This is a genomic window from Nocardiopsis sediminis, from assembly GCF_042650565.1.
Taxonomy (GTDB): domain Bacteria; phylum Actinomycetota; class Actinomycetes; order Streptosporangiales; family Streptosporangiaceae; genus Nocardiopsis_B; species Nocardiopsis_B sediminis.
Genome location: NZ_JBHSBH010000008.1, coordinates 319,119 through 331,607 on the forward strand (window position 1 = coordinate 319,119; position 12,489 = coordinate 331,607).

17 protein-coding genes are annotated in these 12,489 nt (G+C 73.9%); 8 read left to right on the forward strand and 9 right to left on the reverse strand.

What is annotated here, in order from left to right:
- The first annotated feature begins 203 nt into the window (after positions 1–203).
- Positions 204–965 carry a DUF4132 domain-containing protein gene (locus tag ACFOVU_RS13170; protein ID WP_378533565.1) on the forward strand — a complete coding sequence of 254 codons (762 nt, stop codon included), beginning with the start codon at positions 204–206 and terminating at the stop codon, positions 963–965.
- Positions 966–1,078: 113 nt separating this feature from the next.
- The gene (locus ACFOVU_RS13175) at positions 1,079–1,621 is read left to right on the forward strand and encodes an MOSC domain-containing protein (RefSeq protein WP_378533319.1); all 543 of its coding nucleotides are present in this window, start codon (positions 1,079–1,081) and stop codon (positions 1,619–1,621) included.
- Between the two features lie 165 nt (positions 1,622–1,786).
- Here ACFOVU_RS13175 and rpmF read toward each other — a convergent pair whose 3' ends face one another.
- From rpmF to rpmG, 3 genes are all read right to left on the reverse strand, one after another.
- Positions 1,787–1,957, reverse strand: coding sequence for a 50S ribosomal protein L32 (gene rpmF / locus ACFOVU_RS13180; RefSeq protein ID WP_378533321.1), 171 nt, complete (start codon positions 1,955–1,957; stop codon positions 1,787–1,789).
- A gap of 80 nt (positions 1,958–2,037) precedes the next feature.
- Positions 2,038–2,283 carry a type B 50S ribosomal protein L31 gene (locus ACFOVU_RS13185; RefSeq protein WP_378533323.1) on the reverse strand — a complete coding sequence of 82 codons (246 nt, stop codon included), beginning with the start codon at positions 2,281–2,283 and terminating at the stop codon, positions 2,038–2,040.
- Between the two features lie 29 nt (positions 2,284–2,312).
- On the reverse strand, positions 2,313–2,477 hold the full coding sequence (gene rpmG / locus ACFOVU_RS13190) for a 50S ribosomal protein L33 (protein ID WP_378533325.1): 165 nt from the start codon (positions 2,475–2,477) through the stop codon (positions 2,313–2,315).
- Between the two features lie 203 nt (positions 2,478–2,680).
- Between rpmG and ACFOVU_RS13195 the strand changes: the two genes are divergently transcribed.
- The 4 genes from ACFOVU_RS13195 (at position 2,681) to ACFOVU_RS13210 (ending at position 5,211) form a co-directional block, all read left to right on the forward strand.
- The gene (locus tag ACFOVU_RS13195) at positions 2,681–3,214 is read left to right on the forward strand and encodes a MarR family winged helix-turn-helix transcriptional regulator (RefSeq protein WP_378533327.1); all 534 of its coding nucleotides are present in this window, start codon (positions 2,681–2,683) and stop codon (positions 3,212–3,214) included.
- Between the two features lie 48 nt (positions 3,215–3,262).
- Positions 3,263–3,760, forward strand: coding sequence for a MarR family winged helix-turn-helix transcriptional regulator (locus ACFOVU_RS13200; RefSeq protein ID WP_378533329.1), 498 nt, complete (start codon positions 3,263–3,265; stop codon positions 3,758–3,760).
- Positions 3,757–4,179, forward strand: coding sequence for an organic hydroperoxide resistance protein (locus tag ACFOVU_RS13205; protein WP_378533331.1), 423 nt, complete (start codon positions 3,757–3,759; stop codon positions 4,177–4,179). The genes ACFOVU_RS13200 and ACFOVU_RS13205 overlap by 4 nt, the downstream gene beginning before the upstream one ends.
- A 225-nt stretch (positions 4,180–4,404) precedes the next feature.
- Positions 4,405–5,211, forward strand: coding sequence for a class I SAM-dependent methyltransferase (locus tag ACFOVU_RS13210; RefSeq protein ID WP_378533333.1), 807 nt, complete (start codon positions 4,405–4,407; stop codon positions 5,209–5,211).
- A 56-nt stretch (positions 5,212–5,267) separates the two neighbouring features.
- Here the strand turns inward: ACFOVU_RS13210 and ACFOVU_RS13215 are convergent, their stop codons facing one another.
- Positions 5,268–6,206, reverse strand: coding sequence for a DMT family transporter (locus ACFOVU_RS13215; protein WP_378533335.1), 939 nt, complete (start codon positions 6,204–6,206; stop codon positions 5,268–5,270).
- A 373-nt stretch (positions 6,207–6,579) separates the two neighbouring features.
- Between ACFOVU_RS13215 and ACFOVU_RS13220 the strand changes: the two genes are divergently transcribed.
- Entirely contained in the window at positions 6,580–7,200 is a 621-nt protein-coding gene (locus tag ACFOVU_RS13220) for a class I SAM-dependent methyltransferase (RefSeq protein ID WP_378533337.1), read from the forward strand.
- Positions 7,201–7,324: 124 nt separating this feature from the next.
- Here the strand turns inward: ACFOVU_RS13220 and ACFOVU_RS13225 are convergent, their stop codons facing one another.
- The 5 genes from ACFOVU_RS13225 to ACFOVU_RS13245 all read right to left on the reverse strand — a co-directional run bounded on the left by ACFOVU_RS13225 (position 7,325) and on the right by ACFOVU_RS13245 (position 11,791).
- Positions 7,325–7,672, reverse strand: a complete 348-nt coding sequence (locus ACFOVU_RS13225) for a VOC family protein (protein WP_378533339.1) — start codon at positions 7,670–7,672, stop codon at positions 7,325–7,327.
- 122 nt (positions 7,673–7,794) lie between these two features.
- Positions 7,795–8,805: a hemolysin family protein gene (locus ACFOVU_RS13230; RefSeq protein WP_378533341.1), complete on the reverse strand. Its 1,011-nt coding sequence runs from the start codon at positions 8,803–8,805 to the stop codon at positions 7,795–7,797.
- Positions 8,802–10,190, reverse strand: coding sequence for a hemolysin family protein (locus tag ACFOVU_RS13235; protein WP_378533343.1), 1,389 nt, complete (start codon positions 10,188–10,190; stop codon positions 8,802–8,804). The genes ACFOVU_RS13230 and ACFOVU_RS13235 overlap by 4 nt, the downstream gene beginning before the upstream one ends.
- Before the next feature lie 325 nt (positions 10,191–10,515).
- The gene (locus tag ACFOVU_RS13240; RefSeq protein ID WP_378533345.1) at positions 10,516–11,070 is read right to left on the reverse strand and encodes a TrmH family RNA methyltransferase; all 555 of its coding nucleotides are present in this window, start codon (positions 11,068–11,070) and stop codon (positions 10,516–10,518) included.
- A 91-nt stretch (positions 11,071–11,161) separates the two neighbouring features.
- The gene (locus ACFOVU_RS13245) at positions 11,162–11,791 is read right to left on the reverse strand and encodes a class I SAM-dependent methyltransferase (protein ID WP_378533347.1); all 630 of its coding nucleotides are present in this window, start codon (positions 11,789–11,791) and stop codon (positions 11,162–11,164) included.
- Between the two features lie 100 nt (positions 11,792–11,891).
- On the opposite strand from ACFOVU_RS13245, the gene ACFOVU_RS13250 reads away from it, so the two are divergent.
- The coding region (locus tag ACFOVU_RS13250) for an SDR family oxidoreductase (protein ID WP_378533349.1) at positions 11,892–12,489 on the forward strand (598 nt) is incomplete at its 3' end.

Sequence of the window (12,489 nt, forward strand, 5' to 3'; positions counted from 1 at the left end):
CGGCCCGCGGCCACCGGGGCCGCGGGTGGTTGTCACAGGGCCTGCTTAGTGTTCGCCGCGTAGCGACGGCCTGAGGAGGCAGCGTGCACCGGTCAGAGCACGGAACCGGACCTGAGAACGGACACCCCGGCGAGGACGCCTTCGTCATCTCCGATGCGTGGCCGGCCGTCATACATCCCCGGCACGGCGGCGCCGCAAGCCCGGTGGAGGCGGGATGCGCCACCGCACACACGCGTCCCTCCGATCCGCCGAAGGGTGTAACGGCCATGGCGGCCGAAGAGATCCTGAGGCTCGAACGGGCGATGGTGGCGCGGCGTCGCTGGTCGCTCGCCGAATTCCGGGTGTGCTTCGTGGAGCATCCGCTGTTGCGCACCATAGCGCGGGGGCTGGTGTGGATCACCGATGACGGCGCCGCTTTCCGCGTCGCCCCGGACGGCACCCTCGTCGGCGCCGACGGCGCCGCGACGACGCTTGGGGATGAGGTCGGGATCGGGATCGCCCACCCCGTTGAACTGGGCAATGCGCTCGACGCCTGGGTGGAGGTGTTCGCCGCCCGCGAGATCCTCCAGCCGTTCCCGCAGCTGGGCCGGTGTGTCCGTGCACTGTCCGGCGACGAGCGGGATCGCGGGGAGCTCACGGTCTTTCGCGGCCATGCCGTGGCCGCGGAAAGCCTGACGGGGATGGAGGGGCGCGGCTGGGAGCGGGACGACCCCGACGGCGACGGTGCCCGGTGCCGGCTCTCGTGGTCGCTGCGCGGGGACCGCACCGTGGTGGTCGAGCTGGACCCCGCCGCTCCGCTCGCGGAAGGCGGCACCGGATCCGGGTGGACCGTCACCCGGGTGGGGCTCGACGGCGCCCCGGCCGGGGAGGCGGGCGCGGCCGGTGCGCTGTGCTTCGGCTCGCTCGACCCGGTGGCGGCCTCGGAAGTGCTCGCCGATCTGACCCGGCTGACCGCAGCGGACTGAAGGGGCGCCCCGGACGGGGAGCGAGGACCCGGCCGCCGGTCCGCGCACCGTCCGGGGCCGCGCTGCGCCCCGCGGACGCGGCTGCGAGGATGAGGGCGAAGGAGAGGGGTGGGATGGCGGGCGAGGTGGCGGCGGTGAGCCGCAGCGGGGTGCACGCGTTCAGCAAGGCCGGCCGGGACGCCATTCGCCTGCTGGCCGGGCTCGGGGTCGAGGGCGATGCCCATCTGGGACGCACCGTGCAGCACCTGTCGCGGGTGCGGCGCGACCCCACGCAGCCCAACCTGCGCCAGGTGCACCTGCTCCACACCGAGCTCCACGACGAGCTGCGCGCCGCGGGGTTCACGGCCGGCCCCGGGGACCTCGGCGAGAACATCACCACACGCGGCCTGGACCTGCTCGGGCTGCCCACGGGGGCGCTGCTGCGCGTGGGGCCCGATGCCGTGGTGGAGGTGACCGGGCTGCGCAACCCGTGCGCGCAGATCGACGGGTTCCAGAAGGGCATGCTGGCGGCCGTGGTCGGCCGGGACGCCGACGGTGCGGTGGTGCGCAAGGCCGGGGTCATGGGCGTCGTCCGCGCCGGCGGTGTGGTCCGCCCCGGCGACGTGATCGGCGTGGACCTGCCGCTGGGCCCGCACCGGCCGCTGGAACGGGTCTGACCCCGGGCCTGGCCGTGATCGGGGACGGAGGCCGGCCCGCGCCCGAAGGGTGAGCGCGCCCCCGCCGGGCCGCCGAGGAGGGGAGCGGCCCGGCGGGGTCCGTGCGCGGTGCCACGCCCCCGGGGCCCCGCGCGGGCCGGGTCGGTCCCGGCCGGTCCCGCGGTATCAGTCGGGCAGCGGCAGCAGGCCGCGGCGGTAGGCCGGGACCAGGCGGTGCGGGACGAGCGCGCTGCGCCCGCCGATGGTCAGCCGGACGAGGCCGGGCGTCTCGGCGCGCCATTGGGAGCGGCGCTTGCGCGTGTTGGAACGCGACATCTTGCGTTTGGGAACGGCCATGACGCCTCTTCGTGGATCGTGGATCGTGGATCGTGGTGCGGTCGGTCGTGCGCGCCCCGGCTCATGGCCGGGGCGGGTGGTCACGCGGTGCCGTAGCGGCGCTGGAACCGCTCCACGCGGCCGGCGGTGTCGATGACGCGGCCCCGGCCGGTGTAGAACGGGTGGCTCGCGCTGGAGATCTCCACGTCGATGACGGGGTAGGTGGCGCCGTCCTCCCATTCGATGGTGGTGTCGCTCGTGGCGGTGGAGCGGGTGAGGAAGGCGAAGTCGCCCGCGCGGTCGCGGAAGACGACGGGGCGGTAGTCGGGGTGGATACCGGGTTTCATGGGGCCTCCTGGGCGGGGTGGCGGGTTCGTCAGCGCTCTTCGCGGAACTCCACGTGGCGGCGGACGACGGGGTCGTACTTGCGCAGCACCAGCCGGTCGGGGCTGTTGCGGCGGTTCTTGGTGGTGACGTAGGTGTAGCCGGTGCGCGCGGTGGAGCGCAGCTTGACCACCGGCCGGAGATCGTTGCGGGCCATGCGGTCACCTCCGGGTTTCTCGTGTTCGCGGGCCGACAGGGTCGGCCGGGTCCGATCCGTACAAGCGAATGATAACCGTTTTCATTCCCGTGATGGACCGCGGGTCCACAGGGCCGGTGCGGCCCGTCGGCTCGGGGCTCCGCGGCGGGCGGCCGGTGCGATCATGGAGGCGGCCGGATGCGGTCCGGGAGGAGAGGCGCGGGATGCCCAGGAACGAGCTCGCCGAAGAGGCGTGGGAGGCGCTGACGCGCGCCCAGATGGCGCTCCACCGCCGCTTCCAGGACGACTTCCGGGGGTGGGAGGTCTCCATGCGCGAATACGACGTCCTCTACACCCTCTCCCGCTGCCCCCGCGGGACCCGGCTGCGCGACCTCAACGCGCACGTGCTGCTCACTCAGCCCAGCATCAGCCGGCTCGTGGAGCGCATGGAAGGCGACGGGCTGGTGTGGCGCTGCGGTGCCCCGGGCGATCGGCGCGGCACCGTCGTGGGCCTCACCGACCACGGGCGCGCGGTGCTGCGCCGGGTGGGCCGCGAGCACGCGGCCGCCATCGACCGCTACGTGGGCAGCGCCCTCGACCCCGATGAGCTGCGCGCACTTCGCGACCTCGCGGTCAAGCTGCGCGGCGCCCAGGAGGCGGCCGAGGCGGCCGGGACTTCCTCCGGCCGGGAGCGGGCGCCGGACGGGGTTCCGGGTGAAGGCGACCCGAATGGACGACCGGACGACGCGGGGAATTAAGTTGCGCGCAATCAAGTTGTGCTAAATTGAATATCCGAGGAGGTGCGCATGTCCGAACGGCCGGGGAGCGACCCGCTCTCGCTGGACAACCAGCTCTGCTTCGCCGTGTACGCGGCGTCGCGCGCGCTGACCGGGCTCTACCGCGAACTCCTCGCCGACCTCGGGCTCACCTACCCCCAGTACCTCGTCATGCTGGTGCTATGGGAGCGCGGCACCCTTCCCGTCAAGGAGCTGGGGGCGGCACTCCGGCTCGACTCCGGCACGCTCTCGCCCCTGCTGCGCCGGCTCGAAGCCGGCGGGCTGGTGCGGCGCACCCGCGACACCGGCGACGAGCGGGTGGTGCACATCGCCCTCACCGGCCAGGGGGCCACCCTGCGCGAGCGCGCGGTGGACATCCCCGGCCGGGTGCTGTGCTCCACCGGGATCCCCGAGGACCGCATCGGAGAGCTGCGCGCGCTCCTCGACCGCATCACCGAATCGGCCGGGGCGGCAGCACACGAGCTGCGCGCCGCCCAGGGCACCCGACCCCAAAGGGAGAGACCGTGAAGGTTCTGTACACCGCCGAAGCCACCGTCACCGGCGAAGGCCGCAAGGGACACGGCAGCACCGGCGACGGCCGCCTGGACGCCGACCTGTCCGTCCCCAAGGGCCTGGGCGGCGACGACGGCCCCGGCACCAACCCCGAGCAGCTGTTCGCGGTCGGCTACGCCGCCTGCTTCCACGGCGCCCTGAAGAAGGTCGCCCGCGAGGCCAAGGTCAAGGTCGACGGCTCCACCATCGACTCCAAGGTCAGCCTCGGCAGCGGCGAGGACGGCCTCGACATCGCCGTCGAACTGCACGTCACCATCCCCGGCCTGCCGGAGGCCGAGGTCGCCAAGCTGGTCGAGGCCGCCCACCAGGTGTGCCCCTACTCCCGTGCGACCCGCGGCAACATCGAGGTGACCCTCACCTCGGCCACCGCCTGACCGCACCCCTCCGCCGCCCCCGCGCCGCCCGCCGGCCCGGGGGCGGCGCCGTTTCCGGACGCCGAGTGGCACAGGGCTTCCCAAGCCGAACGGAAACGGTTATCGTTCCCCATCGTGTGCGCTCGTACGGTGGGCGGGGCGCCTCCCTCACGCACACGCGCTGCCCCGCGGTTGCGGCGACCCCACCAGGCAGCCCGTTCCGACCGAGAGGATAGGTGGTCCGCCATGGCCGACACGCACGTCGGGACGCTCTTCGACGCCGGCGCCGCCGAGTTCGCCGCCTGGTCGCAGCGCCTGTGGGACCGCATGGGCGAACTCACCACCGGCGTCTCCGCCCCACGGCCCGGCGAACGCGTCCTCGACGCCTGCTGCGGTGCGGGCGCCTCCGCCATCCCCGCGGCCATGGCCGTCGCCCCGGACGGCTCCGTCGACGCCGTCGACCTGTCCCAAGCCCTGCTGGAGCAGGGGCGCGAGCGCTCCGCCGGGCTGCCCGGCCTGCGCTTCATCGCCGCCGACGCCTGCACCTGGCCCGAACCCGGCGCCTACGACCTCGTGCAGGTCGTGCACGGTGTGGCGTTCTTCTCCGACATGGACGCCGGAACCTCCGCGCTCGTGCGGGCCCTGCGCCCCGGCGGGCGTATGGCCGTCACCGTGTGGGCCGACGGCGCGCTCGGCAGCTTCCTCACGCTTTTGCGCGACGCCGTCGCCGCCGAGCTCGGCCACCCCGTCGACCAGGCCGGGTTCCAGCAGGCGCGCGAGCGCATCGCCGACGCCGGCACCCTCACCGCCTGGCTGGAACGCCTGGGACTGGAGGGCGTCGAGGTGGTGCGCCACGACCGCCGCCTCCCCCTCGACCCCGATACCGCGTGGGAGTTCGTGCTGGGCAACGCGGCCCGCGCCATGCTCTCCGGCCTGGACCCCGCCGCCCGCGACCGCGTCCGCGACACACTCGGCCGGCTCATGGCGGAGCGCGGGGTGACCGACCTCGATGTCTCGGTGCACATCGCCCTGGGCCGCCGCCCCCGTTCCTAGCCGCTACCGGGCCGTGAATTCGCGTTCCGGTGGGCAGCGCCCTGGTGTTCCGGGGCTCACCGCGCCACCGCCTCCGGCGCACCGTCGCGGGGCACGACCACGCCCGATGCGCGGGGGCGCGAGCGGGTCAGCGCCATCGCGGTGACCGACACCAGCACGAGCGCGCCGCCCGCCCACTGGCTCCAGGTGGGCTGGGCGCCCAGGACCGCGACCCCCACCACCGCCGACACCAGCGGGAACGCGAGCTCGGCCAAGGTCGCCCGGCTGGCCGCCGTGCGCCCCAGGCCCCAGTAGTACAGCGACAGGGCCGCCAAGCCCGGGATCAGCGCCAGCGCGATGATCATGGGCAGGTGGGAGGGGGCGACCACCAGGGGCGCGCCGGTGGCGGCCGCGATCGCCAGCGCCACCGGCAGCGCGATGGTGAACCGCAGCGCGGTCACGTGCATGAAGGACAGCCGCGTCCCGGCCAGCCGGCCCAGCACCGTGCCCGCGGCCCACAGCGCCGCCGCGCCGATGGCGAGGGCCGCGGCCTTCGCGCTGCTCAGGCTGACGGAGAAGGGGTCGGGGAAGGCCAGGAACCAGGCGCCCGCCAGCGCGGGCACCGCGTACAGCGCGAAGCGGGGGGTGAGGCGCTCGCCGAGCACGGCCACCGCGAGCAGGATCGCGAACAGCGGCTGGAGCTTCTGCAACACCTGGGGGGTGATGGGGTCGCCGGTGGCGAAGGCCATGGTGAACAGGGTGGTCGCCAGCGCCGAGGAACCGCCCCCGATGAGCACCATCGCCGTGATCACCCGCGCCCCGGCCCCGGCCAGGGCGCGGAAGGCCGGGACGGCCCACGGCAGCAGCAGGACCGCGATGACCGCGTGCTCATAGAGGACGATGGTGGGCGCGGGCAGGACCGCCGCGAGGGGGTCGCGCATCAGCGCGGAGGTCCCCCAGAACCCGGCGGCGATCGCCACCGCCCACATCCGGTCCCCACTGCGCGTCCGTGCCACGTCCCACGTCCTCATTCTCGAAGCCACCACCGCCGGACCGCCGTACACGGCGGCGACAATGGAGAACAGCCGCCCGGCCACGCTGATTCCGCCTGCGGGTGGGACATTGAGGACACGAAGCGGTGATCCGGCGCTCGTTGTGCGTCCGCGACCTGGGGCCGTCCGTGCGCAACGGCTGGGCGGGGTCCGTCGGCCGGAACACGGGGCGTGCCGCCGGAGGGCGCGGTGCGCCCGGCGGCCGTCGCCCCGTGACTCCGCCGGCGAGGGGAGAGAGTCGGCACTCTTTCCCGCTGCGGGGCGGACGCCCGCTGTGTCGCAGGCGGGTCCGTGCTGGGACGATCGCGGCTTGAGGATGTGGCGCTAATGTCCCCGTATGGATCTCGCAGCCGCAGTAGCGCTGTTCGACGATGCCGCCGCCCGGTACGGCGATGCGTTCCACCGGCTGGTCGCGGACCGGCTCGTCGGCGGGGTGGACGGCGCGGTCGCGCCGCGGGTGGTGCTCGACGCCGCCACCGGGACCGGCGACGCCGCGTTCGCCGTGCTGCGGCGGTTCCGGCCGGAGCGGATCGTCGCCATCGACCTGTCGCCGCGGATGGTAGAGCGCGCCGTTGCGGCCGCCGCCGAGCACGATCCCGACGGGCGCATCGAGTGGCGGACCGGGCCCGCGGCGCCCGCGCCGGTCGCCGATGCCGCCGTCGACCTCGTCGTGTGCGCGTCGTCGCTGCACTTTCTCGGGATGGGGGCGCTGCGCGACTGGCGGCGCGTGCTGCGCCCGGGCGGGCGGGTCGCCTTCAGCCTGCCCGCGGCGGCCACCTTCCGGCCCGCGCCCGCCTTCGCCGACCTCGTGCACGCCGACATCCCGATCCCCGACGACGAGGACGCGGCGGCGGCCATCGCCACCGCCGCGGGCTTCACCCGGGCCCGGGCCGAACGGCTCGTCGCCGGTGACGACCGCCCCCGCACGGGCTTCCTCGTCCACGCCACCGCCCCGTGACCGCGCCCGGCCCGACGGCCCGGATCGGCGGCGCGGGCCATCGCCCACGCGTCGCCGCAGCGGCCATCGCGGCGGGCTTCGCGCTCGCTGCCACCGCCGGCCCGCCCTGTCCGGGCGCCGGGCCTCAGCGGTGGGTCAAGACGTTGACCACCCGGCCGTCGGGGTCGCGGACGAAGAAGCGGCGCACTCCCCATTCCTCGTCCTGCAACGGGTGGACGATCTCCGCGCCGGTGGCGCGCATCGCGGCGTGGACCGCATCGACGTCGTCGACCTCGATGCTGATGTCGGGCACCACGGGCCCGGTCTCGTCATGGGTGGCGAGACCGACCTGGGCCGTGGGCACCGAGGGCGAGGCCAGGGTGACGATCCAGCCGAGGTCCATGACCTCGTCCAGGCCCAGTGCCCCATAGAACGCGCGGCTCCCGCCGAGGTCGCGGGTGTGGATGTTGGGGACGATCCGGCGGACGGACATCGGCGGCTCCGATCCAGGGCAGGTACAGGTGCGCCCACCATATCCGAACGCGTGTGCGAACCCCAGGAGGCGCCGATGGCCGGGACCCCGCAGGGCCCCGGCCATCGGCCGGCGGGCGGCGGCTAGGCCGCCGTGTCCAGCAGCAGGAGCCGGTCGAGCATGTCCTGCAAGGTCACCAGCCCCACCAGGCGGCCGTCGACCTCGACGAGCGCCAAGTGGCTGCGGCTCTCCCGCATGATGCTCAGCGCCGCATAGATCGGCGTGGCCGCCTCCAGGGTCAGCACCGGCCGCATGAGGTCGGCCGCGGTGGTCTCCGCGGGGCTCGTCAGCGCGTCGCGCACGTGCAGCACGCCCACCGGGGCCTCCCCGTCCATCACGACCAGCCGCAGGTGGCCCGACTCCCGGGAGAGCCGCTTGATCTCCTCCAGGGACGCGTCGGGCGACACCGCCGCCAGCTCCTCCCGGGCCGTCACGATCTCGCGCAGCGGCCGGGAGTTCACCTCCAGCGCCGTCGCCAGCTGCTCGCGGCGGTCCTCGTCCAGCGCACCGGCCTTCGCCGAATGGTCGACGAGCTCCCGCAGGTCATCGGGGCCGTGCCCGGAGGCCACCTCGTCGACCGCCTCGACGCCCACCCGGTGCAGGCACCAGTTGGCCATGCCGTTCAGCGCGACCAGCAGCGGCCGCGTGAACCACATGAACGCCCGCATCGGGATCGCCAGCAGCGTCGCCGACCGCTCCGGGTGGGAGATGGCCCACGACTTCGGCGCCATCTCGCCCACCACCAGGTGCAGGAACGTCACCACGATCAGCGAGACGACGAACGACACCACATAGGCCGCCGCCTCCGGCATCCACGTGAAGAGCGGCTCCATCAGGTGGTGCACCGCCGGCTTGGTGATCGCACCCAGCGCCAGCGTGCACAGGGTGATCCCCAGCTGCGAGCCCGCGAGCAGCAGCGACAGGTCGCGGGCGCTCTTCAGCGCCGCGCGCGCCGACGCACTGGTCTCGGCGGCCTCCTCCAGCCGGTACCGGCGCGCGGCCACCAGCGCGAACTCGATGGCCACGAAGAACGCGCTGAGCGCGATGATGGCCACCGAGATGGCCAGGGCCACGATCGGGTTCATGTCGCTCATGCGTTCACCTCGCTGTCCCGCGCCGCGAGGTCGGCCTCGCGCTCGCGCAGTTCGAGCCGTACCGTCTCGGGCACGTGCCGGTCGACGTTCTCCACGCTCAGCGCCACCGAGCGGTGCGGTTCGTCGTCATGGGCGCCCGGGTGGCGCGGCAGGTCGACGACCACTTGGTCCCCGGGCTCGGGCAGGCGGCGCAGCTCGTTGATGACGAGCCCGCCGATGGTCTCGTAGTCGCCCTCGGGCAGGTCGTGCCCGAGCAGCCGCTCGACCTCGTCGACGTGCAGCGCCCCCGGCAGCAGCCAGCTGCCGTCCTCGCTCACGCGCGCCTCACCGGCGTCCTCGGGGTCGTGCTCGTCGGCGATCTCCCCGACCAGCTCTTCGGCGATGTCCTCGGTGGTGATGACACCGGCCAGCCCCCCGTACTCGTCGACCACGCAGGCGAACTCCTCGTCGGCGTCGCGCAGCTGGTCGAGCACGCCGGGCAGCGGGAGCGAGCCCGGCACGAGCACCGCGGGGCGGGCGACCGAGGAGACCTTGACCGAGCCGAGGTCGGCGTCGCCCAGTGCCAGGACGTCGCGCAGGCAGATGACGCCCACGATGTCGTCCAGCCCTTCGCCCATCACGGGGAATCGGGAGTGGCCTGAGGCCATTGCCTCCACCACCCGGCTGACCGGGTCGCCGACCTCAACGGTGGCGACCTGGGGCCGCGGGATCATGGCGTGCTCGGCGGTGCGGTCGTGGAAGTCCAGCGTGCGGTCCAGCAGGGTGGACAGCTCCGCGGGCAGGTCGCCGCTCTCGCGGGACTCCTCCACGATCCGTTCCAGGTCGCGCGGGGTGGCCGCGTGCTGGACGTCCTCGACCGGCTCGATGCGCACCGCCCGCAGCAGCAGGATCGCGGCCTGGTCGAACAGCCAGATCAGCCCGCCGAAGATGCGCAGGTAGATCGCGGTCGACAGGGCCAGCCAGCGCGCGACCGGCTCGGGCCGGGCGATCGCCAGGTTCTTCGGGAACAGCTCCCCGAAGACCATCTGGACCACGGTGGAGAACAGCAGCGCCAGGACGGTGCCGACGGCGATGCCCGTGCCCGTGGGGACCCCCGCGCCACCGAGCAGTTCACCGATCCCGGCGCCGATCATGGGCTCGGCGACGTAACCGACCAGCAGGCCGGTGACGGTGATGCCGAGCTGGGCGCCGGACAGCATGAACGAGGTGCGTCCGGTGATCTCAAGGGCGCGTCGCGCGCCGGCGTCGCCTTGGGCGGCGCGGGCCTTCAGGCGGGAGCGGTCCACCGCCATGTAGCCGAACTCCTGGGCGACGAAGTATCCGGTCGCCGCGGTGATCAGGATGACCACCAGCGCTCCGAGGAGGATGCTGAGGATGGTGCTCATGATGTCGCACGCACCGCCTCGGAGCTGTCAATTCCGGTGCGCGCGCCGCCTGGTGAAGGGGGCTCGTCTGAATCAGGGCCGCAGCGTCCGTCAAGGACGCTGCCGGTACTTCGGGACGGGTCCACTTTTCCTCTCTCTTCTCTCGTACACCGAGGATACGAATATGGAACCGGAGAAATTCCCCGGAGTCGCGGGTTGAATCATGGATTTTGGACGAGATTGCCCTCGTCACGGGGGGTGCGTGGCGATAGAGGGCATCTCCGGGGACACCGGAGGCGGGCCGCGCGGCACCGGCCGGGACTGCGGGGGCGGGGGCTCAGTCGGCCTAGGCGCCGTCCTCTGCCGGGACGGGGGCCGCCTGCCACTCGCGCCGCCGGGTCTCGGCGACGGCGATCGCCGTGGCCACGGCGACGTTCAGCGAGCCGACCCGCCCGATCTGCGGGATGAAGGCGACCGAATCGGCGGCGGCCAGCAGAGCGGGGGAGCACCCGTGGTCCTCGGCGCCAACGGCCAGGCACACATCGCCCTCAAGGGGCGCCTCGTGCAGCGGGGCGGCGCCGGTCGCCAGCTCGATCGCCACGACTCTGAACCCGGCCTCGCGGGCCGCGGTGACGGCCTCGGCCGAGGTGCGCAGCTTCTCCCAGCGCAGCTTCTTCTCCGACCCCAGAGCGGTCTTGCCGACCTGGGGGTGGGTGGGCTCGATGGCGTTGCCGGAGAGCCAGAGGGCCTCGACCCCGAACGCCGCGCACGTGCGCAGGATGGATCCCAGGTTGAACGGCTGGGTGACGGATTCGACGATCAGGCCGACCCGGCCCTGGGTGCGCTGGCGCCAGTGGCGGTTCAGTCGCTTGACGTCAGTGGGGCGCAGCTGCGTGCTCACCTGGGGTGTATTCCTCGTGCTTCCTGGCGGCGGGGTGCCGGATGTGTCGCCGCCCAGGATACAGACACGGCGCGCGCGTGCAGCAGGGACCTCACCTCCCGGCGCCGCGGGTCACCCGCAGGATGCGGAAGCCCGCCCGCGACGCCGCCCGCTCTGCGGGGAAGCCTTCGGCCTCCAGCCAGCGCTGGAGGGAGTCCGCGCCCAGGTTGCGCTGCACCACTAGGTGCGCGGCGCCCTCGGCCGAGAGGCGGCCCAGCCACGTGCGCAGCAGCCCGTGCAGGACGGGCTTGCCCACCCGAATCGGCGGGTTGGACCAGATCGCGTCGAAGGGGCCGTCGAGGTCCGGGCCCGGCTCCGCCGGGGTGCCGTCGGCGGCGATGAGCCGGAAATCGGCGTTGGCCACCCCGTTGGCCTCGGCGTTGGCGCGGGCCAGGCCCACGGCACGCGCGTTGACGTCCACGCCGGTGACCGACGCCCCGGGCGCGCGCCGGGCCAGCGCCAGCGCGATCGGGCCGTACCCGCAGCCCACGTCGAGCAGCCGGCCGTGCTGCGGCGGGGCGGGCACGCTTTCGAGGAGCACGCGGGTGCCGAGGTCGACGCGGTCGGGGGAGAACATCCCGCGGTCGGTGCCCAGCCGCAGGTGCAGGTCGGGCAGGACGAGGTCGACGGTCGACGGCCTGCTGGCGGCCTCCGGCTCGGAGTCGAAGTAGTGCTGGGCCACCCGGTGACGCTACCAGGTGCGGGGGAGCGGGGGTGGAGGGACCGACCGGCCGGTCGGTACTGTGATCGGCGCACGCCGCACCGACGGAAGGGACGGGGCCGTGGGACGTTTCGACGGCAAGACCGCGATCATCACCGGGGCCAGCCGCGGCATCGGCCTCGCCGCCGCACGGCGCATCGTCAAGGAGGGCGGCCGGGTCGTGGTCACCGCCCGCGACCCCGGCCCGCTGCGCGAGGCCGTCGACGCCCTCGGCGGCACCGGCACCGCGCTGGGCATCGCCGGCAAGGCGCACGACCCCGGCCACCGCGCCGAGGTCGTCGACCGGGCGCTGGCGGACTTCGGCCGCATCGACGTCCTGGTCAACAACGCGGGCATCAACCCGGTGTTCGGCCCGCTCATCGACGCCGACCCCGCGGCCATCGCCAAGATCTTCGAGGTCAACGTGATCGCCGCCGTCTCCTGGACCGCCGCGGTCCACCGCGCCTGGATGCGCGAGCACGGCGGCGCCGTGGTCAACGTCGCCTCCCTCGCCGGGCTGCACCCCTCACCCGGCATCGCCGCCTACGGCGCCAGCAAGGCCGCCCTGATCAACGTCACCGCCCAGCTCGCCCACGAGCTGGCGCCGCGGGTACGCGTCAACGCCGTGGCGCCTGCCGTGGTCAAGACGCGGTTCGCCGCCGCCCTGTACGAGGCCGATG

Excerpts from the sequence above, each read along its gene's own strand:
- ACFOVU_RS13175 (WP_378533319.1), top strand. The coding sequence starts at position 1,079 with ATGGCGGGCGAGGTGGCGGCGGTGAGCCGCAGCGGGGTGCACGCGTTC.
- rpmF (WP_378533321.1), bottom strand. The coding sequence starts at position 1,957 with ATGGCCGTTCCCAAACGCAAGATGTCGCGTTCCAACACGCGCAAGCGC.
- ACFOVU_RS13185 (WP_378533323.1), bottom strand. The coding sequence starts at position 2,283 with ATGAAACCCGGTATCCACCCCGACTACCGCCCCGTCGTCTTCCGCGAC.
- rpmG (WP_378533325.1), bottom strand. The coding sequence starts at position 2,477 with ATGGCCCGCAACGATCTCCGGCCGGTGGTCAAGCTGCGCTCCACCGCG.
- ACFOVU_RS13195 (WP_378533327.1), top strand. The coding sequence starts at position 2,681 with ATGCCCAGGAACGAGCTCGCCGAAGAGGCGTGGGAGGCGCTGACGCGC.
- ACFOVU_RS13200 (WP_378533329.1), top strand. The coding sequence starts at position 3,263 with ATGTCCGAACGGCCGGGGAGCGACCCGCTCTCGCTGGACAACCAGCTC.
- ACFOVU_RS13210 (WP_378533333.1), top strand. The coding sequence starts at position 4,405 with ATGGCCGACACGCACGTCGGGACGCTCTTCGACGCCGGCGCCGCCGAG.
- ACFOVU_RS13220 (WP_378533337.1), top strand. The coding sequence starts at position 6,580 with ATGGATCTCGCAGCCGCAGTAGCGCTGTTCGACGATGCCGCCGCCCGG.
- ACFOVU_RS13225 (WP_378533339.1), bottom strand. The coding sequence starts at position 7,672 with ATGTCCGTCCGCCGGATCGTCCCCAACATCCACACCCGCGACCTCGGC.
- ACFOVU_RS13230 (WP_378533341.1), bottom strand. The coding sequence starts at position 8,805 with ATGAGCGACATGAACCCGATCGTGGCCCTGGCCATCTCGGTGGCCATC.
- ACFOVU_RS13235 (WP_378533343.1), bottom strand. The coding sequence starts at position 10,190 with ATGAGCACCATCCTCAGCATCCTCCTCGGAGCGCTGGTGGTCATCCTG.